The sequence below is a fragment of the Microvirga rosea genome, from assembly GCF_020595095.1.
Taxonomy (GTDB): domain Bacteria; phylum Pseudomonadota; class Alphaproteobacteria; order Rhizobiales; family Beijerinckiaceae; genus Microvirga; species Microvirga rosea.
In genome coordinates, this window is record NZ_JAJDOP010000003.1 from 672,560 (window position 1) to 691,990 (window position 19,431).

The 19,431-nt window shown below is 58.1% G+C and carries 19 protein-coding genes; 8 read left to right on the top strand and 11 right to left on the bottom strand.

All coding sequences use genetic code 11. The annotated features are described in order from the left end of the window. Positions 1-21 precede the first annotated feature (21 nt). Complete coding sequence (locus tag LJD17_RS11130) at positions 22-789, bottom strand: SDR family NAD(P)-dependent oxidoreductase (protein WP_227384221.1); 768 nt, start codon at positions 787-789, stop codon at positions 22-24. Between the two features lie 140 nt (positions 790-929). Here LJD17_RS11130 and LJD17_RS11135 point away from each other — a divergent pair, with 140 nt between their 5' ends. The 4 genes from LJD17_RS11135 (at position 930) to LJD17_RS11150 (ending at position 7,085) form a co-directional block, all read left to right on the top strand. Beyond that, positions 930-1,640 carry a GntR family transcriptional regulator gene (locus LJD17_RS11135; RefSeq protein WP_227384222.1) on the top strand — a complete coding sequence of 237 codons (711 nt, stop codon included), beginning with the start codon at positions 930-932 and terminating at the stop codon, positions 1,638-1,640. A gap of 574 nt (positions 1,641-2,214) precedes the next feature. Further along, the gene (gene acnA, locus LJD17_RS11140; RefSeq protein ID WP_227384223.1) at positions 2,215-4,893 is read left to right on the top strand and encodes an aconitate hydratase AcnA; all 2,679 of its coding nucleotides are present in this window, start codon (positions 2,215-2,217) and stop codon (positions 4,891-4,893) included. A 51-nt stretch (positions 4,894-4,944) separates the two neighbouring features. After that, a complete protein-coding gene (locus tag LJD17_RS11145) occupies positions 4,945-5,910 on the top strand; it encodes a Bug family tripartite tricarboxylate transporter substrate binding protein (protein ID WP_227384224.1) in 966 nt (321 codons plus the stop codon). Positions 5,911-6,206: 296 nt separating this feature from the next. Beyond that, a complete protein-coding gene (locus tag LJD17_RS11150) occupies positions 6,207-7,085 on the top strand; it encodes a GntR family transcriptional regulator (protein ID WP_227384225.1) in 879 nt (292 codons plus the stop codon). A gap of 259 nt (positions 7,086-7,344) precedes the next feature. On the opposite strand, the gene LJD17_RS11155 is transcribed toward LJD17_RS11150, so the two are convergent. From LJD17_RS11155 to LJD17_RS11200, 10 genes are all read right to left on the bottom strand, one after another. Then, positions 7,345-7,893, bottom strand: coding sequence for a DUF4142 domain-containing protein (locus tag LJD17_RS11155; RefSeq protein WP_227384226.1), 549 nt, complete (start codon positions 7,891-7,893; stop codon positions 7,345-7,347). A gap of 4 nt (positions 7,894-7,897) precedes the next feature. Beyond that, complete coding sequence (locus LJD17_RS11160) at positions 7,898-8,515, bottom strand: NapC/NirT family cytochrome c (RefSeq protein ID WP_227384227.1); 618 nt, start codon at positions 8,513-8,515, stop codon at positions 7,898-7,900. After that, complete coding sequence (locus LJD17_RS11165) at positions 8,515-8,988, bottom strand: nitrate reductase cytochrome c-type subunit (protein WP_227384228.1); 474 nt, start codon at positions 8,986-8,988, stop codon at positions 8,515-8,517. The genes LJD17_RS11160 and LJD17_RS11165 overlap by 1 nt, the downstream gene beginning before the upstream one ends. After that, positions 8,985-11,501: a periplasmic nitrate reductase subunit alpha gene (gene napA / locus LJD17_RS11170; protein ID WP_227384229.1), complete on the bottom strand. Its 2,517-nt coding sequence runs from the start codon at positions 11,499-11,501 to the stop codon at positions 8,985-8,987. Before napA ends, LJD17_RS11165 begins: the two co-directional genes overlap by 4 nt. A 7-nt stretch (positions 11,502-11,508) precedes the next feature. After that, positions 11,509-11,766, bottom strand: coding sequence for a chaperone NapD (locus LJD17_RS11175; protein WP_227384230.1), 258 nt, complete (start codon positions 11,764-11,766; stop codon positions 11,509-11,511). Beyond that, entirely contained in the window at positions 11,763-12,056 is a 294-nt protein-coding gene (locus tag LJD17_RS24240) for a 4Fe-4S binding protein (RefSeq protein WP_227384231.1), read from the bottom strand. Before LJD17_RS24240 ends, LJD17_RS11175 begins: the two co-directional genes overlap by 4 nt. A 13-nt stretch (positions 12,057-12,069) precedes the next feature. Beyond that, a complete protein-coding gene (locus LJD17_RS11185) occupies positions 12,070-12,237 on the bottom strand; it encodes a periplasmic nitrate reductase, NapE protein (RefSeq protein WP_227384232.1) in 168 nt (55 codons plus the stop codon). 339 nt (positions 12,238-12,576) lie between these two features. Beyond that, on the bottom strand, positions 12,577-14,463 hold the full coding sequence (locus LJD17_RS11190) for a bifunctional sugar phosphate isomerase/epimerase/4-hydroxyphenylpyruvate dioxygenase family protein (protein ID WP_227384233.1): 1,887 nt from the start codon (positions 14,461-14,463) through the stop codon (positions 12,577-12,579). Between the two features lie 66 nt (positions 14,464-14,529). After that, on the bottom strand, positions 14,530-15,210 hold the full coding sequence (locus LJD17_RS11195) for a GntR family transcriptional regulator (RefSeq protein WP_227384234.1): 681 nt from the start codon (positions 15,208-15,210) through the stop codon (positions 14,530-14,532). After that, entirely contained in the window at positions 15,207-15,875 is a 669-nt protein-coding gene (locus tag LJD17_RS11200) for a GntR family transcriptional regulator (protein WP_227384235.1), read from the bottom strand. The genes LJD17_RS11195 and LJD17_RS11200 overlap by 4 nt, the downstream gene beginning before the upstream one ends. Before the next feature lie 177 nt (positions 15,876-16,052). On the opposite strand from LJD17_RS11200, the gene LJD17_RS11205 reads away from it, so the two are divergent. From LJD17_RS11205 to aroQ, 4 genes are all read left to right on the top strand, one after another. Then, positions 16,053-17,045, top strand: coding sequence for a sialic acid TRAP transporter substrate-binding protein SiaP (locus LJD17_RS11205; RefSeq protein WP_227384236.1), 993 nt, complete (start codon positions 16,053-16,055; stop codon positions 17,043-17,045). An 86-nt stretch (positions 17,046-17,131) separates the two neighbouring features. After that, the gene (locus LJD17_RS11210; protein WP_227384237.1) at positions 17,132-17,650 is read left to right on the top strand and encodes a TRAP transporter small permease; all 519 of its coding nucleotides are present in this window, start codon (positions 17,132-17,134) and stop codon (positions 17,648-17,650) included. Beyond that, the gene (locus LJD17_RS11215; protein ID WP_227384238.1) at positions 17,647-18,948 is read left to right on the top strand and encodes a TRAP transporter large permease; all 1,302 of its coding nucleotides are present in this window, start codon (positions 17,647-17,649) and stop codon (positions 18,946-18,948) included. Before LJD17_RS11210 ends, LJD17_RS11215 begins: the two co-directional genes overlap by 4 nt. A gap of 29 nt (positions 18,949-18,977) precedes the next feature. Beyond that, positions 18,978-19,427 (top strand): type II 3-dehydroquinate dehydratase, encoded by a 450-nt coding sequence (gene aroQ / locus LJD17_RS11220; RefSeq protein WP_227384239.1) that lies wholly within the window; start codon positions 18,978-18,980, stop codon positions 19,425-19,427. The last annotated feature ends 4 nt before the right edge of the window (positions 19,428-19,431 follow it).

Consider the following 19,431-nt stretch of genomic DNA (forward strand, 5'->3'; position numbering starts at 1 on the left):
TCCCATTTTCGGCCTTAAGGCCTATTGCATTCGGTAGCCGCCATTAACGTCGATGGTGACGCCCGTAATGTACGAAGCGGCCGGCGAAACCAGGAAACGCACGGCGCTTGCTACGTCGCTTGGCGTCCCAAGACGCCCGAGAGGAATGGCGGACGCTGCCTTGCCGTCGTCGGCGGGATCAAGCGACAAGCGCAACATGGGCGCATCGATAAGACCTGGCGCGACCGAGTTAACGGTCACCCGCTTAGGCGCAAGCTCACGAGCCAGAGCTTTGGTCAAACCGAGAATGGCTGATTTGCTTGCGATGTAAGACGAGCTGGAGCGGTATCCGCCGAGCTGCGCGGCAACCGACGACAGCGTCACGACCCGCCCATCGGTAGGCGCCGGACCGAGTCGTTGCGCATATTCGCGGCAGCAAAGGAAGGTTCCTCGCGCGTTAACAGCTTGAGTGACCTCCCACTCATCCAAGGACGTTTCGACCAGTTCATTGCGCGAACCATCTGGACGGAGCAAAAGAACTCCAGCGCAGGTCACAAGGACGGAAACCTGACCGAGGGATTTTCCGATCTCGTCATAAAGGCGCCTGACCGCGCTCTCATCGGAAACGTCGACGGCGAAGCCCTTGTGTCCATGGCGAGGCAACTGCTTGGCGAGGTTCTCAGCTAAAGCAAGATCCTTATCAGTCACCGCGATGGCAAGGCCGTCCTCAGCCAGCGCCCGGCAAACCTCGGCACCAATGCCTCCGGCTCCGCCGGTCACCAGCGCAACTCTACGAGTCTGCTGGGCCACGATTTCCTCCCTGGCTGGTCTAAAGCCACCCTTTGGATACAATCCAGCAAGATAGTAGCGAGTTTGTCAATTCCATTCCGCTGCTTTATGAATAATTTTATCCAATCCTGCTCAGAAGAACCTCCTTGGAGGTAGAAGCCGTGGCAACCAGCTCTACAGAAATCAGCAGCCTCCTACGGGAGCGCATCTTGTCAGGGGAGATCCCACCCGGCGAGCGACTGCAGCAAATTCCTCTTTCAGAAATGCTGGGCATATCACGGACCCCTCTCCGTGAAGCACTCGCGACCCTCACAAACGAAGGTCTCCTGCTTTACGAACCCAATCGCGGCTACACGGTCCGCTCCTTCTCACTCGACGACGTGCTTGCCGCATTCGATGTTCGCGCTCGCCTGGAGGCCCTCGCCTGCGGCATTGCTGCAAAGCGCGGCATGTCGCCGGCGGCCCTTCGGACACTTGCCGAATGTGTCGAGCGTGGCGATCGCATCCTGTCGAAGGGGATTCTTGATCCCAGCGATCTCGGTCCTTACCGCCAAATGAACGTCGAGTTTCATGACACCATCATCCAGGCCGCCGACAATCGCTATGTAATGGACTTCGTGCGACAGTGTCATAATGTGCCGCTCGCCTCCGATCGCATCTTTGTCTGGGAAGATTACGAGATCATTAGGCGCTCCCATGACGATCACCGCCGCATTGCGGAAGCGCTATCGGAGCGAGATGGGGAGCGAGCCGAGTACCTGATGCGCGAACATGTCTATTTCGCAGGGATCGTGCTGCAGCGCTCTCTTGATACAGGGCTTCAGCAAAAGCGAACCAAGTTCAATCTGACAGGGATGAGCAGATCAATCTGACTGAGCTGCTATCGAAATTTGGAGCACATCCGAATTCACGTCGTGGTAAAATTGTCTGTCTCCGAGCAAGACCGCGCAGGGAATAGTCCATAGCCACGCCGAAGAAGTTCGATTGCCTCTCTCAAGACAAGCCGAGATCGCCAGACAAGGTTCGTCATTCATCTCCCCTTTTCCGAGGACGGCCCGCGCAAGCTCCGACAGAGCGAAGACACAAAAATCTTTGCAGTTCGGATTTTCGTCACCGGCTCCTCCCCTTCGCCACCCTGCCTACTGCCACCGTTGAGGAAACATCGGATGTCTCATCTGCGGACGCTTAAACATCTCACCAACCATCAAGCGTCGCGCGGGTCTTGGTAGCGGGACATCATCGCACACTCAACGCGCTCGGTTTGCCCTTCTGCGCCCTGGGAGAACCGGGAAACCACCCCAAGGACAATATTCATATAGAGGTACGTACAGTCTCAACAATCGTGGCAGATTAGCATGTTGTGCACCTAAAATTCAAATTTTGTTGCATTTTGCATATTCAACATGCAATATTTGCGCACTGCGTTGAATCCGGGTGCAAAAGGTAATGGCTGAGACTTGGCTCGTAGGCCCCCACCGCGTCGTTGATCTTCGGGCAGAGACGGGTGAAAACCTCCTGCGGCTTCCATATATCCTTCGAATTATCCTGGAGAATGTCCTGCGGACCGCAGGCGACGATGCCCCACGGGCTAAGGACGCCATCCTTAACTGGCTCGACCGCGGACAAAGCGAGGAGGAGATTCCCTTCCTCCCCTGTCGCGTCCTGATGCACGACACTACCTGCGGCCCGGCTCTGGTGGACATTGCCGGGATGCGCACGGCCCTGGCAGAGGCAGGCTATGACCCGTGCCTGCTGAATCCCGTCTTGCCTGTCGATGTGTCGACGGATCATTCCCTCGGCGTCGATGTCTTCGGCTCCTCCGATGCTCTGAAGCGCAACATGGAGTGTGAGTACGAGCGTAATACCGAGCGCTATCGGTTCATGAAATGGGCGACGCGTGCTCTCAACGGATTCCGGGTGCATCCGCCGGGCACCGGCATCATGCACACGCTCAATCTCGAACGTTTAGCCACGGTCGTTTCGATCTCGACGCGGGACGGCATAAGCTGGGTCGTACCTGATACGCTTATCGGCACCGACAGCCATACACCGATGATCAACGGTATCGGCGTGCTTGGCTGGGGTGTCGGCGGACTTGAGGCGGAGAGCGTTCTCTTTGGTATGCCGCTCATGATCCGCGTGCCAGATGTAGTGGGTGTTCGCCTGACCGGAAGCCTACGCCAAGGTGTGCTCGCGACAGATCTCGCGCTGACCGTGACCGAGCACCTGCGGCGGATCGATCTGGCGGACCGTTTCGTCGAGTTTTATGGCGATGGCGTCTCAACGCTTTCCGCAGGTGACCGGGCTGTCATTGCCAACATGGCACCGGAATTCGGAGCAAATTCCGGTTTTTTCCCTATTGACGAACAAACCCTACGCTACCTGCGCGAAACCGGCCGTTCCGAAGAACACGTTCGCCTTGTCGAGGAATACGCCAAGCATCAAGGCTTGTGGTTCGATCCGAACGCAGCTCCGCGATATACCAGCACGCTGGAGATTAGTCTCGACGAGGTTGAAGTCAGCCTCGCAGGCCCGCGCAGACCTCAGGACCGCGTTTCCGCAAGCAAGTCCGCGGAAGCACTTGCGCCGCTGCTGAGAAAGCGGCCCGTGCCCATCTCCGCCGACGGGCCGGGAGACGGCGCCGTGGCAATCGCCGCGATCACGAGTTGTACCAACACATCCGATCCGAGACTCCTGGTCGCGGCAGGCCTTCTCGCCCGCAAGGCGCGAAGTTTCGGCCTAAAGCCGCCCGCGTGGGTAAAGACGTCGCTCGCGCCTGGATCGCCAACCGCCGAGCGCTACCTACGCCGTGCCGGACTGATGGACGACCTGGAAGCGGTGGGTTTCAGTATTGTCGGCTACGGCTGCACCACCTGCATCGGCAACTCGGGCCCGCTACCACCCACCATTGAGCAGGCAATGACAGAGCGTGGTATCTTTCCTGTCGCCGTTCTGTCTGGCAACCGCAATTTCCCTGGACGCGTCCATCCGCAGCTCGAGGCGGGGTTTCTCGCTTCGCCACCTCTGGTTGTCGCCTTTGCGCTTGCCGGTGACGTCAATCGCGACATCCTTTCTGAGCCTATCGGCCGCTCTTTTTCCGGCGAAGAGATCTTCCTTGCGGATCTCTGGCCCACGGGAGACGAGATCGACGCGGCATTGGCCAAGGCCGTCGATACAACCGATTATGAGACTTCGTATGACGAAGCCGAAGCGAGCAGAAGATGGAGAGAGCTCGATGCTCCGGCGACTGCTTTGTTCCCCTGGGAACAGAGCTCGACCTATATTCAGCGCCCCCCCTTTGCGGACTTCGGCAAGGGTACGCTTCTCGGGTCCTATGCGGCCTACCCCTTGCTTGTCTTGGGCGACGACGTCACGACCGACCACATTTCCCCGGCCGGGCAGATTCCGCGAAGAGGCCAAGCCTTCGAGTACCTGACGGAGCGCGGTGGTGATCCAGGAAATCTGAACGTCTTCGCCGCGCGACGGGGCAACTGGGAAGTCATGGTGCGTGGCCTGTTCACGAACAAGTCCGTGCGCAATCTCCTCGATCCGCGAATTGCACCAGGCTTCACGATTCACGTGGGTTCGGGCGAGCATTTGCCGCTTATCATGGCCGCGCAACGCTACGCCAAGAACGGTATTTCGGTCGTTGTGGTGGCGGGCGAGCGATACGGCATGGGCTCGTCGCGGGATTGGGCAGCTAAAGGCGTAGCGCTGCTAGGGGTGCGGGCGGTACTGGCCGCGAGCTTCGAGAGAATTCATCGTTCCAATCTGATCGGAATGGGCATCCTCCCCTTAAGATTTCCCACCAAGCAGCGGCCCGACAATCTTGATCTGCGCCCCGGGGATCAGATTTTAATCGATGCAGAACCTACCCGGATAAGACCGCGTTGCCCTGTCCCAGTTACAATCCACCGAGCTTCGGGCACAACCGAGTCTTTCATCGCCACCGCCGCCATCGAAACGAACCTTGAGGTCGAGATTCTGCGCAGCGGCGGCATCATTCCCATCATCCTGCACCGCGTCATCAATGCGGAGGCGACAAGCCGCGAGACACGGAATTCGCAATTCACCGACCTCGGTGAAGGTGCACGGCAAGCAATAGTGCCGGCCACTGGACGTTAATCGGCATGTCGGTTGGCACCCACTATCTCATGCAACCTAAGGGAGGAACTCGTGAGCCATTTGACCAAAACGATCCGCGGCGCCGCAGTCGCTGCGCTGACTCTCTTCGCCTCATCGGCGTTCGGGCAGCAGGAGCTCAAGATCATGGCTCCTGCCGGGCCCGGCGGCGGCTGGGACGCCGCCGCACGCTCGCTCCAGCAGGTCCTCATGCAAACCGGACTTGCCAAGAATGTGCAGGTGACCAACGTTACGGGCGCAGGCGGCACCATCGGTCTCGCCCAGTTCGTCAATACGGCCAAGAGTGACCCGAACCAGCTTCTGGTAAACGGCATCACCATGCTCGGCGCGATCTTAACCAATAAGTCCCCGGTGAGCCTCGACCAGGTCACACCGATCGCTCGCTTGACGGGCGATCCTCTCGTGATCGTCGTGCCGGCGACGTCTCCGATCAAATCCGTCAAGGAGTTGGCCGACGCGGTGAAGGCGGATCCCGCAAAGGTGACCTGGGCGGGCGGTTCTGCGGGTGGCGCAGACCACATCTTGGCGGCTCTTTTTACGAAGGCCTCCGGCTCCGACCCTGCGAAGGTGAATTACATCGCCTTCTCGGGCGGCGGTGAGGCCCTTGCGGCCATGCTCGGCGGCAAGGTCACGGCAGGTGTGTCCGGCTACGGCGAGTTTGAGAGCCAAATCAAGGCAGGCAAACTCCGGGCGCTTGCCATTTCCTTCGGTCAGCGGATGAGCGGAGTTGATGTTCCTACCTTCAAGGAAGAGGGCATGGACGTCGAGGTCGTGAACTGGCGAGCCGTGATGGCGGGTCCTGACATCACGGCCGAACAGCGCAAGGCGCTGACCGATGTGATTGAGAAGGTCGTCAAATCGAAAGAATGGGCCGAGATCCTCAAGGCCCGTGGCTGGGAAGACTACTACCTCGCCGGAGAACCCTTTAAGGCCTTCGTCAAGGAAGAACAGAGCCGGGTTGGTGAGATTCTCAAGTCGGTTGGCCTTGTGAAATCGTAAATCAAGCAGAGAGCCTGGGATCTGGGCTCCCCGCACCTTGGTTTCCGTGGAATATGGAACATACCGATACTGATAGAGTGGATGGCGCCTGGGTGGGTGCATCTTCGGCGCCTTCCACTCGCTCTCCTCGACCATGAGGTTCGACGAAGAGTGTGTCCGGGGCCTCGTATTGCATGATCGAGGATATCAGGAGTGCAGCAAATCATGTAAAGGACAAGCAAGTCGCTATAAGGGTCGTATGCGAGGGTTATTTCATGCATTCAGCCGGAGGACGTGCAGTCAACGGAAAGCGAGAGTTGACTGAGAGGCTCGCCGCGCAGATCCTGGAATACATCCGCGGAAGCGGATTGCCTGTAGGGTTTCACCTGACGGCGCAGGAGCTGTCCGAGCGTTTCAGCGTTTCCCGCTTTCCTGTCGGCCTAGCTCTGCAGTTGCTCGCCTCCAAGGGAGCCCTGACCCATCAGCGCAACCGCGGCTACTTCGTGTCCGACGTCAAAGACACATCGCCAGAGAGCCTCGGTCTGGCAGTCAGGGACGAAAGCTCCAGCATCTACTTCCGGATCGCCGAGGACCATCTTCATGGTCGTCTGCCCGATCCCGCATCCGAAGCGTACCTGAAGGAAACCTACGGGATCACCAAGGCGCAACTGAGCGCCGTACTTGGTCGTATTGCTCAAGAAGGTTGGGCCGAGCGCCGCCCAGGGTATGGCTGGTCCTTCTCGCCGATGCTCACGACACCAGAGAGCCTTGAGCAAACTTATCGCGTGCGCCTAGCCCTCGAACCTGCGGCCTTGTTGGAGCCGATGTACCATCTCAACCCTGAGGTCACCGCCCGCTGCCGTGAAGCGGAACTCCGGCTGCTCGCCGGCGCCATCGAGACGGACAGTGCCGATGCTCTCCACGAACGCGGCGTGCGGTTCCATGAGGCAATCATCGGGGCTTCCGGCAACCCCTTCTTCCTGGAAGCTGTGCGGCGGATCAACCGCGTCCGGCGCCTGCTGTCATATCGTTCGATGATCGACCGGAAGCGCTACCGCCAGCAATGCGAAGAGCACCTCATGATCCTTGATCTTCTGGAGCAGGAGCGGAACGAGGATGCCTCGCAGGCGCTACGCCGCCATCTGGAACATACAATCGGAAACCTTCAGGCGATCAGGCCCATCTTGGAGCACTAGACCATCCCGCTGTCCGGACCAGCTCACGGGGATCTGCAACGGACCGGACTATAGGGTCAGCGATTCTGTGTCCTCGGCTATATACGCGATATATGGAAGGAGCTGGCACAGGGATCGATGGCCTCTCCTCATGAACCGGCGCATATCTCCCTGATACAATGGTTTATTCTGAGCGCCAGTCATTGCACACCCGCGATTGAGACGCGGTCGTTAGATCTTGTCGGAGGGCATACCTCTGAGAGTATGCTCATGCCCACAGTCAGGGCCGAACCGCCTCATACATCTTTTGTGCTTCTTGTCGCTGCTTCTGCAACTCGGGAACGATCTGATCGGCGAAGGCCTTCATCTCCTGGTGCTGACTTTGGCTCGCAGCTCGGTAGATAGTCAACTCCTGATCGAGAGCCTGAAGCTGCACCTCTGCGTATCGCCGGCTCAGAGCCAGATAGTCGAGGGGCTCCAGGTTCTCGATAATGACCCGATGCTCGAATTCTTTCATCGCCGGGAGGGGTATACCGCGCGCCTGAGCGAAGGCTTCGAGCCGTTGCAACTGCCCCTGGCGGAAGTCGACCGATGCCGACGCGTAGGTCTTGACCTCCGGTCTCGTCTCGCGAGCAGCGGCCAATTTAGCGGCCTGCAACTGAAGACGCGTCGAACTATATGCCAACCTGAGAAACTCTTGGGGCTCGATAGGTCTGACCGGAGCAGGCGCGGTGGGTGCTCCCTGACCCTGCGCAGAGACAGCCGTGATCATCCCGGCGGGCACGCCTGCAAGCGAAAGCACGACGATGAATAGCCTCGAAGCACTCATGGGATTACTGCCATCCTGGAACGCCGGACATATCCGGCAAGCGATGCGCGATGCCCTTGTGACAATCGATGCAGGTTTTCTCCCCCGAGAAAAGGAAGCGCTCGTGGGCGGATGCCGCGCGCGGATTCTGCTTGGTCAGGTCCATTGAGTCCGAGCTATGACAGTTGCGGCATTCGAGCGAGTCGTTCGCTTTCATCCGATCCCACTCGCGCTCAGCCAGATGTTTACGCAGGGCAAGAAATTTATCGCGCGTATCGATGGAGCCGAAGATATGCCCCCAGACCTCCTTCGAGGCTTGCATCTTGCGGGCGATCTTGTTTGTCCATTGATGAGGAACATGGCAATCCGGACATGTGGCGCGCACGCCCGAACGGTTCGTGAAGTGGATCGTTCCTTTCAGCTCCTCGAACACATTGGCCTGCATTTCGTGACAGCCGGTACAGAACTTTTCGGTATTCGTCGCTTCAAGCGCCGTATTGAAGGCACCCCAGAATGCGACGCCCGCCAGGAACCCGCCTAATGTCAGAAAGGCGAGGCTGAGATAGACAGGAGGACTCAGCGCTGTCTTGACCCAGCGATTCCCCCGAAACCAGCCCCAAGCCCGCGTTACCCCCGCCGCCATCAGCGTCTCCCTCTTTCAGGCTGCCGCTCAGGCTCGGTGATCGCATCCATGTCAGTAAAGATATTATCCACCAGAGGTTTGGCAGTTGTCTGCGGTACATGGCAGGAAACACAGACGTAACGTCTCGGCGCAAGCCCCCCGAGGGTGTTTCCGGCGCGATCCTGATAATGCGTCACGCTGATCATCGGAGCTTGGCTCTGCTCTGTAAACTTGCGTGCATGACACGACATGCACTTATTGGCATTCAAATCGACGGCATAACCCTCGATGGCATGCGGGATAACAGGAGGCTGGTCCGGATAATTTCGACGTACGCGCACATCGTCCGTGACCTGCCGCTGCATTGGAGGGGCCGGAACAGCCTTCGTGAACGGGTCGGGCCCACGCAAACGCGGCGCGTCCTGCGCCATGATCGCCCCTGCCGTCAAGAACGGTGCAATGCCGACTAAGCACAAGAGGACTTTGCGTCTCATTGCTGATCTCCCGCATCGGCAGAAGCAGCAACGATCTTGACAGCGCACTTCTTGAAGTCAGTCTGTTTTGAGATTGGGTCGGTTGCGTCCAGCGTCACCTTGTTGATGAGCTGACTGGCATCGAAGAACGGAACGAAAATCAGCCCTGGCGGCACGCGATTGCGGCCCCGCGTTTCAATCCGGCTGCGAATCTCGCCGCGCCGAGAAACGATCCTCACCTCTTGCCCTCGCCTCAGGTTTCGCTTGGCGGCATCATCCGGATGCATGAACACCACAGCTCCTGGAAATGCTTTGTAGAGTTCCGGCACGCGCATCGTCATCGAGCCTGAATGCCAATGCTCGAGAACACGCCCTGTTACGAGCCACAGGTCGTACTCAGCGTCAGGCGACTCGGCTGGGGGTTCGTAAGGAGCCCCCATGATGTTGGCCTTCTTGTCCGGATTTCCGTAGAATTGAACCCCGCTCCCTTTCTCGACATAAGGGTCGTAGCCCTCCCGGTAGCGCCAACGCGTTTCCTGACCGTTCACGACTGGCCAGCGCATACCGCGGACCTGATGGTACATGTCGAAGGGCGCATAATCATGTCCGTGACCTCGACCGAAGCTGGCAAACTCCTCGAATAGCCCTTTCTGAACGTAAAAGCCGAACGCTTTCGATTCACGATTCTCGTAGGCAGGGTCGATTTCGGACAGGGGGAATTTATCGACATTGCCATTCTTAAAGAGAACGTCGAACAAGTTCTTTCCCTTGTACTCCGGATTGGCATCCAAGATCTGCGCCGGCCACACCTCGTCGGTCGTGAAGCGCTTAGAAAACTCCATCAGCTGCCACAGGTCGGAACGAGCGTCATCTGGTGCATTGACGAGCTGGTGCCAGAAGTGAGTCCGGCGCTCCGCATTGCCATACGCGCCCTCTTTTTCCACCCACATGGCGGCTGGAAGGATCAAGTCCGCCGCCATGGCGGTCACAGTTGGATATGCATCCGAGACGACCACGAAGTTCGCAGGGTTCCGATAGCCGGGATAAGTCTCGTTATTGGTGTTTGGCGCGGTCTGAAGATTATTGTTGACCATGATCCAGTAAGCATTGAGCTTACCGTCCTTCAGCATCCGATCCTGCTGCACGGCATGATATCCAACCTTGTCCGGAAGTAGACCCTGCGGGAGCTTCCAGATCTCCTCGGCATGCTTGCGGTGCTCGGGATTCGTAACCTGCATGTCGGCGGGCAAGCGGTGACTGAAGGTCCCCACTTCACGCGCCGTACCACATGCCGACGGCTGTCCGGTCAGGGAGAAGGGAGAATTGCCCGGCTCTGAGATCTTCCCCGTGAGGAGGTGCAGGTTGTACACCATATGGTTTGCCCAGACACCGCGGACGTGCTGGTTGAAACCCATGGTCCATAGGGACATCACTTTGGTCTTTGGATCCGCGTAGATGCGAGCCAGAGCTTCCAGTCGTTCCTTCGGGATACCTGAGAGCTCCGAGGCCTTCTCGACGGTGTATTGGCTCACGAGCTTGGCATAATCCTCAAAACTCGCCGGATGGGAAACCTGAGCATCGTTGGCATGCTGCGCCCGCTGCTCCAGCACGTTGTCAGGTCGCAACCCGTATCCAATATCGGTGTTGGCAAGGCGGAAGTTGCAGTGTTTTTCGACGAACTCTCTGTTTACTGCCCCATTCTGAATAATATAGTTGGCGATGTAGTTCATGATCGCCAGATCCGAATTAGGCTTGAAGATCAAGGCCATGTCGGACAGATCTGTTGTTCGATGCTCGTAGGTGGAGAGTGTCGCGATCCTCACATGAGGATGGCTAAGACGTCGATCGGTCACCCGGGTCCATAGAATTGGGTGCATCTCGGCCATGTTCGAGCCCCAGAGCACGAACGCATCGGCATTTTCGAAGTCGTCGTAGCAGCCCATCGGCTCGTCCATGCCGAAGGTACGGATGAACGTGACCGCCGCAGAAGCCATGCAATGACGGGCATTCGGATCGAGGTTATTGGAGCGGAACCCTGCACGCATTAACTTGGAGGCTGCATAGCCTTCCCACATCGTCCACTGCCCCGAGCCGAACATGCCAACGGCTTCGGGGCCCTTTTCCTTCAACACCCGCTTCCAATGTTTCGCCATTTCGTCAAAAGCCCGTTCCCAGGAGACCGGCTGGAACTCGCCGTCCTTTGCGAACTGCCCGTTTTTCATGCGCATCAGCGGCTGAGTGAGCCGGTCGCTGCCGTACATGATCTTGGAAAGAAAGTAGCCTTTCACACAGTTGAGGCCGCGATTGACCTCCGCCTGCATGTCTCCATGCGTGGCAACGACGCGGCCGTCTTTCACTCCGACCATCACCCCGCAGCCGGTACCGCAAAAGCGGCAAGGAGCCTTGGACCATTGGAGCTGAATATCCTCACCCGTCGCGATATTCTGTGCCTCGGCGGGGAGAACGACATTGGCGGCGGCGGCAGCCGCTGCTGCGGCCTGTGTCTTCAAAAGGGTGCGGCGCGTAAGGTCCATGGTTGTTCTAATCCCGCTCTTGAAGTGGCTCGAAATGGTGAAACACAAGGGTGGCCGCGAGCACGCCGTCAAGAACCTGAATGGCGTTGATGCGCTCGACGACCTGGCTCTCGGATTCCGTCTCTAGGGTGACGATCAGTTTGCCGGTGTCCATTCCCCCGTGAATTTCAGCCCCTTCTATAAGAGAAAGGCTGTCGACGATTGACGAGACCCGATCGGGGCGGCTGTGGATCACGAGACTGGAAATATGGCATTCGCCGCTCATGAGGTCTCCTCCAGAACGGATAGCTGAATGGCGTTCGCGGGACATGCTTGGAGGCAATCGCTGCACCCTGTACAGGCGTCCACTTGGATCCTGGGGCGAGCGCCGCCCAAAGCTAGCTCGAACCGCACGGCGCCCGTTGGGCACGCGTCCCGGCAGCTCATGCAGGCAATTCCATGCAGCGCAAAGCAGGATTGGGTAATGACGGCCACTGCAGGTCCAACTGGCTGACGGGTGGCGCTTAACCTGCCTAGTAAGAAATTACGACGCTTGAGGTCAGGTGAGTCATCCATCGGAAGCCTCCCGTTACACCGGACCAGGCGGCCCTGTGAACAGGTAGTACATCCAGACGACAAAACCCCAGCCTGCAACTACGCCAACGGCGATGAAGGGCCAGATGAGGACAGCTAAAATAAGAAATGTGAGAGTTTCACGTTTCTTTCGGCCTGGATCCAAGGGTTCTGATTGCATCATGCACAGTGCGGACAAATTTTGAGTATTTCTAAACTCCCGCAAAAGCTTTAAGTTCCGATTACCCTTATGACAATCCGTCCCTGGGCAGCCATCAACAGCTCGCCGTTTGTCGCAAATGAAACGCGGCTCTTGGCACAGCACATCCTTGCGAGCGACTGCTCGTGTCCGATAGTCCTTCTTGGCTACATAAAAAGAAAATTCTGATCGTCTCGGCGCTTTTCATTCGTGAAGCGCTATATCAATACGCAATCTTAAATCCATCACACGCCTCTGCTCGGTTCCGGGCACCGCCTGCCCTTCCATATGCAGGTACCGTATGACCCTCACGCGATCACACAATCAGAGCCCTGATGACATCGTGTCAGAGACGAGACGCGCCTGGGATGCAAGGCGGATGGGTGCATTCATGGCACCATAGCCCTTGTAGTTGCGCCGCTGCACGATCTCGAAGAAGAAACCGCCACCCAGAGTTTTGGTATAAACCTGGAAATACTCCGCTTCTCCCTCGCGGTCATAGAGGATGTTAGCCTTGCGCAGGCGCTCCACGTCTACGGCAGAAAGATCGGTCCTTACCTCGAGGTCATCATAATAATTCTCGGGAATCGGCAGGAGATCGACCCCATTGACCTTAAGGCGCTCGACCGTCGCAAAGATGTCATTGGTCGTGAGCGCAATATGCTGGACGCCGGACCCAAAGAGCTCGTTCAGGAACCGCGACGACAAAGTGCGCTGGCTTTGCGAGGCATTGAGAATCAAACGAAACGAGCCGTCTGGCGTCTCGATGGCCTGACTTTGTACGACGCCTCCCGGATCGATCACCGATTGGACCGGACTCTTCCGGACATCGAGCAGCGATATGTAAAACAGGAGCCAGGTCAGCATTTCCTCGTATTGCATTGATTGCGAGACATGGTCGACGGAGCTCAAACCAGCCCCTCTAAAGTCGTCTGTCTCGATCGGCTCGAAATCCACGTTCCAGTGCCGGTCCCACCCTGTTTTGCGATCCACGAAGTAGAGAAGGCTTCCGCCAAGTCCGCGAACGGCCGGAATGTTCATCTCCCCGGGTCCAACCGGCTGCTGGAATGGCTGATCCAGAACAGTTACGGCGCGGTCCATGGTTTTCGAAGCGTCCTCGACCCGCAGGGCCAGAGCACAGACGGCGGTACCATGGGTAATATTGAAGGAATGCGCGAAACCTTCCTTGTCGGTATTCAGAACGATATTGATATCCCCCTGCCGCCAGCGGGTCACGGCCTTCGAGCGATGCTGGCCGGCTTTCCGGAAGCCGAGCCCCTCCAAGGTTTGCTCAAAACCGATGGCGCTCCGCTCGTCGACGGCAAACTCGACGAAGTCGATGCCGGAGCACATGGCCTTGGGAGGAAGAGCCGGGACATTGGAATGAACCGATCCTGCCCTTCGATGAAGCTCATCGAGCATGACGATGAGCGATCGTTGCCCATCAACCGCGACACTGCGGGCCGAGCCTGCGCGAAAGCGGTCGTTGAAGATCTCGAGGGAAAGAAGCCCGTCGAAGCCTGTTGCGTGCAGGGCATCCATGAAGTCATCGATCGGTAGGTCCCCCTGCCCCGGAAAGCAGCGATAGTGGCGGCTCCAGGATAAGTAATCCATGTCGAGTTTCGGCGCGTCGGCCATCTGGACGAGAAAAATCCTGTCCGATGGAATGGAGCGGATCGCCGACAGGTCGGTTGCACGCGCCAGCACATGAAAGGAATCGAGTACCAACCCGACTGCCGGATGGTTCGCCCGTCGCACAACCTCCCACGCATCGCGGTAATCATGGATATGCCGCCCCCAGGAGAGGGCCTCGAAGGCTACCCGTACGCCCCGCTTGGCAGCGCGCTCGCCGAGCTCATGAAAGTCTGCCGCCGCACGCTCGATTCCGCCGAGCGAATCCGGCGAAACGTTGCTGCATACCATCAGGAGATCGCAGCCAAGCTCCTCCATCACGTCGAACTTGCGTTCTGCCCGTGCGAAGACCTTCGACCGTTGCGGCTCGGGCATCCCTTCGAAATCGCGAAACGGCTGGAACGTAACGGTCTTCAGCCCAAGGCTTTCGATCATTCGCCGTGCCTCGGCAGGCGTACTGTTGAAAGAGAGAAGATCATTCTCGAAGATCTCCACTCCTTTGAACTGCGCGGCCGCAATGGCTTCGATCTTCTCGGTGAGGGTCCCGCTCAGGCAGACAGTTGCAATGGCTGTGCGCATGCTCGTCTTTTCCGTGTCTTCCCTAGAATATGGGCGCGTGTTGCCAAGCCGGCCCGTCCGGTTCTCTCAACTGATGGTTCCAGTGGCGAGGGCATGCTCGACGCCGCCCGCAACATGGCGCGTCAGCACCTCGCTGGCGCGCGCTGCGTCCCTCTCAAGAGCACACTCCAGCAGAAGAGCATGTTCATTGGCGGCGATGTCGCCCCGGTAGCTCAGGGCGATCATCTGGTAGCGCAGGTACTTGTCGAAAACTGCTGCATGATTGTCGATGAGCATCTTTGATCCGCATGCTGAGATGAGCGCCTGATGGAACTGCCAGTCATACCGCTTCCATTCCTCGGTGTGTGTCCAGTCGCCCTGCGCCATCCGCTCCTCCATTCGGGCCAATCTGTGATGAGCGGCGACGACCCGGCCTTCCCATTCCATGTCGCCAGCCCGAAACGACTGCTCCAACGCACGGCACTCGAGAAGCTGCCGAAGAGCCGCTATCTCTCTCAGGTTTGCGATGGAGACAGGCGCCACCTCGAAGCCTTTCTGCCCTTCGGCGACTACGAGCCGCTCAGAGTGGAGGCGATTCAGAATCTCGCGGAGCGTGCTGACGCTGGCTCCATAATCCGCTTTCAAACGATCGAGCTTCAATTTCCTACCGGGAGGAAGCCGGCCAAACACGATATCCGACCGGATCTTCTGGTACGCGCTTTCTCCGACCGTCGAGGGCTGCGAGACAGGCTGCACATCATCGATCATGCCAGCGCTCCCCTTGCCAGCGTATAGGCCACACATTCATTCACATGCCGGGTGAGAACCGCGCAGGCTCGATCGGAGTCCCGGGAAAGAGCGCAATCCAGCAACTGCCTGTGCTCCTCGGCTGCAATGTCGCCCCGGAAGACGACGGCCACCATCTGGTAGCGAAGATATTGGTCAAAGACCCCGCCATAGAGGTCGAGCAGGGTCTGGGAGGCGCAGGCCTGGATCAGAGTTTGGTGAAACTCTCGATCATAGCGTTTCCAGAGTTCGGTTCCCCCTTGGTCCCCAGCCATCATCCGCCGCTCCATGAAGGTCAGCTTGTGATGAGACGCCACGACACGGCTCTCCCATTCCAAATCGCCGGCTGCGAAGGACAAGGGCAGAGCATAGGTTTCCAGGAGTAGCCGCATGGCCGCCACATCCTCGAATCCGGCTGGCGAAACAGGAGCAACCCGGAACCCGCGCTGCCCTTCGGCGATGACAAGGACCTCCGAGGAAAGACGGCTCAAAATCTCCCGCAAGGTGCTGACGCTCGCGCCATAGGCGCCTGCCAGCCGGTCCAATCGAAGACGTTCGCCGGGCTTCAGACGCCCGAACACGATGTCCGCCCGTATCTGTTCATAGGCGCGATCCGCAATGGACGTCGCCAGCAACTCGATGCTCATTCACCCACCAATGCCATTCGTCTTGGTCCCGACAGACCTCCTGGCCCAACGTTTCCTAGGTTGAATTCGAAAATATCAGATGATTTTTGAAATGCCTATTGATTTAGCAAATATCGGAGCGGATAGTGTGAACCAAGACGCAAGATCATTGCGCAGCAATTCAAAGGAGAGGAAATTATGGGATTGAACATCAACCGGCGCTTCCTAATGGCTGCAGGGGCAGCCGTTCTGCTATGGGGCGCAGGCTATCCGGCAAGTGCGCAGACCCCGACGAACTTGAGATTTTCTGCCGTCTTCTCGGAGCAGGACATCCGAGCCGAGATGATGAAGCGCTTCGGAGACGAGGTGAAATCTCAGGGTTTCACTCTTCAGCCCTATTACGGCGGAACTCTCTTTAAGCAAGGCACCGAGTTGGTTGCCATGCAGCGGGGCAATCTCGAGATGGGCAATATCGCCCCGCAGGACATCTCAAATCAGATTCCGGAATGGTCCATTGTTACCTCCGCGTACCTGTTCCGCGATGCCGATCATCTGAAGAAGGTGTTTGCAAGCGATGTCGGGCAGCAATTGAAGAAGCTCGCATCCGACAAGCTGGGCATCCACATCCTCGGACCCACATATTTTGGCGCACGCCATGTCGGGTTGAAGCCGAGCAAGAAAATCAACAAGCCGGAGGATCTCGCCGGTATCAAGCTGCGCATGCCCGGTGGCGATGCCTGGCAGTTCCTGGGCCAGGCGCTCGGAGCCAATCCCACGCCGATGGCCTATGCCGAGGTTTATACGGGGCTGCAGACTGGCGCCATTGACGGCCAGGACAACCCGTTGCCGAACGTACAGAACATGAAGTTCTACGAAGTGATGTCGCAGATCGCCTTAACCTCTCACCTCGTAGGCTTTGATCTGCTTGCTGTCTCCAACAAGGTCTGGAACGCCATGTCGCCTGAAAAGCAGGCTGCATTCCAGGCGGTCGCCGACAAGGCTATCGAGTGGAGTACGCAGGAACACTTGAAGAAGGAAGCGGAACTCGCAGTCTTTTTCAAGGAGAAAGGTCTCGACATCTACACGCCTGACCTGAAGGCATTCCGCGAGTTCGCCCAGAAGAAGTATCTGGCCTCCGATCTCGCGAAGAGCTGGCCAGCAGGCATGCTGGACAAGATCAACGCAATGTAGGGCTTGCGCTGCAACCGCCGGGGCGCTGCGCCTCGGCGGTTCCTTCCATCATTGTTCAGCCCCTTCTCACGACGGGAGCCGCTTTCATGACTGCATCCTGGCGGGCAACCGGCTCATGGTTTGCGCGGCGAGCAGAGAACGTCGCAGCAGCCATGCTGTGCGCGATGTTCCTGGCGTTCCTCCTACAGATCGCATTTCGGTATCTTCTTGGGCTCCCCATAGGTTGGACGCATGAAATCAGCGTCATCCTCTGGATCTGGCTCGTTCTTTGGGGCGCTGCATTTGTCGTCAGAGAAAGCGAGGAAATCCGTTTTGACATCCTCTACGGCGCAGTTGGTCCCAAGGCACGCAGGATCATGGCGCTGATCACCGCCGTTGCACTGATCGCCCTCTACGGCATCTCATTTCCTGCGGTCCTGGACTACGTCTCCTTCATGAAGGTGGAGAAGACCAGCTATCTCAAGATCCGCTTCGACTGGTTGTTCTCGATTTATATCGTCTTCGTCGTGGCGACAATTATCCGCTACATCTGGCTATCCTGGCAGGCTTTGCGAGGTGTGGCGCCCGACGAATTCGATCCCACAAAGGCGAGTTCCGGCGTATGAACCTGACAAGTCCTTTTTCTCTTTCCGTGGTCGCGATTACCGCCCTCGCCTTCCTCGGGCTGCCCATCGGTCATTCGATGATCGCCGGCTCGATCCTGTACCTGCTTCTGGCTGGTCAGGACATGGGCACCGTCGCTGAGCAGCTTCTCAACGGAATGTACTCGAACTATGTCATCCTGTCGGTGCCGCTGTTCATTCTCGCTGCCGAGTTCATGAATATCGGCAGCATGACCGACCGCCTCATGACATTCTGCAATGCGCTCGTGGGGCGGTTCCGGGGCGGACTGGCTCACGTCAATATTCTGCAGAGTATCATCTTCGCCGGAATGTCTGGCTCTGCCGTCGCCGACGCCGCCGGCACGGGGCGGATGATGCAGGTCATGATGACCCGTGATGGTCGATATCCGGCCAGCTATGCGGCGGCTCTCACGGCCGTCTCGTCTGTGATCGGTCCGATCATCCCCCCATCCATTCCAATGGTGCTCTACGCCCTTGTCTCGGATGCTTCGATCGGCTTTCTCTTCCTGGGTGGCGTCATCCCCGGACTGCTGATGGCGCTGAGCCAGATGATCATCGTTGCGACGACGGCACGCCGAAAGAACTTTCCTGTCGAGAAACCGGTGCCTTTACGCAAGCTGCCGCGGATCACTTGGGAGGCCTTCCCGTCTCTCATGATGCCTGTCGTTCTTCTCGGGGGCATTTATAGCGGCGTCATGACCCCTACCGAAGCGGCGGCTGTGGCAGCTGCTTACGCGCTTGTCATCTCAGCCGTGCTTTATCGCAGCGTGAGCTGGCGCGACTTCTACCGTTCGCTGGCAGTCAGTGCCCGAACCACAGCATCCATCGGCATGCTGATCGCAGGCGCCCTCGTCTTCAACTACGTTGTCACTGTCGAGAACATTCCAGAATCCGTGAAGGCGCTCCTGGCCAATTGGGATCTCTCGCCGGTCGGCTTTCTGATCCTCGTGAACGTGTTGCTGCTTCTTCTGGGTTGCGTTCTCGAAGGAACGGCCATTCTGCTGATCGTCGTGCCTGTCTTCATCCCGACCGCACAGGCGCTCGGCATCGATCTCGTGCATTTCGGTGTGGTCGTGGTGGTCAACATCATGATCGGGCTGATCACACCGCCTTATGGGCTTTTGCTCTTCATCATGGCGAATATCTCGGGAGAACCTTTGCGCGATATCGTCCGCGACACGCTACCGTTTCTCTTCGCCATGATCGTGGCCCTCGCCATCCTCACATTCGTGCCCGAAACCGTCCTCTGGCTGCCTCGCCTCTTTGGCTATCAGGGATAACCTGTGGCGTCCTGAAGAGAATTACTCCTATGAACCAGCCAATCTATGTTCTCAATGGACCTAACCTTAACCGCCTCGGAAGTCGCGAGCCGCAAATCTACGGACGGACGACGCTGGCCCAGGTGGAAGCCATGTGCAGGGAGGCTGCGTCCGATCAGGCTATCGTCTTCCGGCAGTCGAATCGGGAGTACGAAATCATCGATTGGGTGCACGAGGCCATTGACGAAGGCAGCGGCATCATCATCAATCCCGCCGCCTTTACTTTCACGTCCATGGCGATCATGGACGCCTTGAAAATGTTTCCTGGCCCCATCATCGAGTTGCACATCTCGAACATTCATCGACGCGAGCCGATCTATCACAAATCCTATATTTCTCCGGTCGCGACAGCCGTCATCGCCGGGCTCGGCACGGACGGCTATCCAGTAGCCGTGCGCGCCATGCGCGGCATGATCGGCGCACTTTCGGCAAAGGCCTGACCTC

Bases quoted from the DNA above. Each gene is read 5' to 3' on its own strand.
- acnA (WP_227384223.1), top strand. From the start codon at position 2,215: ATGGCTGAGACTTGGCTCGTAGGCCCCCACCGCGTCGTTGATCTTCGG.
- LJD17_RS11155 (WP_227384226.1), bottom strand. From the start codon at position 7,893: ATGAGTGCTTCGAGGCTATTCATCGTCGTGCTTTCGCTTGCAGGCGTG.
- LJD17_RS11160 (WP_227384227.1), bottom strand. From the start codon at position 8,515: ATGGCGGCGGGGGTAACGCGGGCTTGGGGCTGGTTTCGGGGGAATCGC.
- LJD17_RS11165 (WP_227384228.1), bottom strand. From the start codon at position 8,988: ATGAGACGCAAAGTCCTCTTGTGCTTAGTCGGCATTGCACCGTTCTTG.
- napA (WP_227384229.1), bottom strand. From the start codon at position 11,501: ATGGACCTTACGCGCCGCACCCTTTTGAAGACACAGGCCGCAGCAGCG.
- LJD17_RS11175 (WP_227384230.1), bottom strand. From the start codon at position 11,766: ATGAGCGGCGAATGCCATATTTCCAGTCTCGTGATCCACAGCCGCCCC.
- LJD17_RS24240 (WP_227384231.1), bottom strand. From the start codon at position 12,056: ATGGATGACTCACCTGACCTCAAGCGTCGTAATTTCTTACTAGGCAGG.
- LJD17_RS11185 (WP_227384232.1), bottom strand. From the start codon at position 12,237: ATGATGCAATCAGAACCCTTGGATCCAGGCCGAAAGAAACGTGAAACT.
- LJD17_RS11190 (WP_227384233.1), bottom strand. From the start codon at position 14,463: ATGCGCACAGCCATTGCAACTGTCTGCCTGAGCGGGACCCTCACCGAG.
- LJD17_RS11195 (WP_227384234.1), bottom strand. From the start codon at position 15,210: ATGATCGATGATGTGCAGCCTGTCTCGCAGCCCTCGACGGTCGGAGAA.
- LJD17_RS11200 (WP_227384235.1), bottom strand. From the start codon at position 15,875: ATGAGCATCGAGTTGCTGGCGACGTCCATTGCGGATCGCGCCTATGAA.
- LJD17_RS11205 (WP_227384236.1), top strand. From the start codon at position 16,053: ATGGGATTGAACATCAACCGGCGCTTCCTAATGGCTGCAGGGGCAGCC.
- LJD17_RS11210 (WP_227384237.1), top strand. From the start codon at position 17,132: ATGACTGCATCCTGGCGGGCAACCGGCTCATGGTTTGCGCGGCGAGCA.
- LJD17_RS11215 (WP_227384238.1), top strand. From the start codon at position 17,647: ATGAACCTGACAAGTCCTTTTTCTCTTTCCGTGGTCGCGATTACCGCC.
- aroQ (WP_227384239.1), top strand. From the start codon at position 18,978: ATGAACCAGCCAATCTATGTTCTCAATGGACCTAACCTTAACCGCCTC.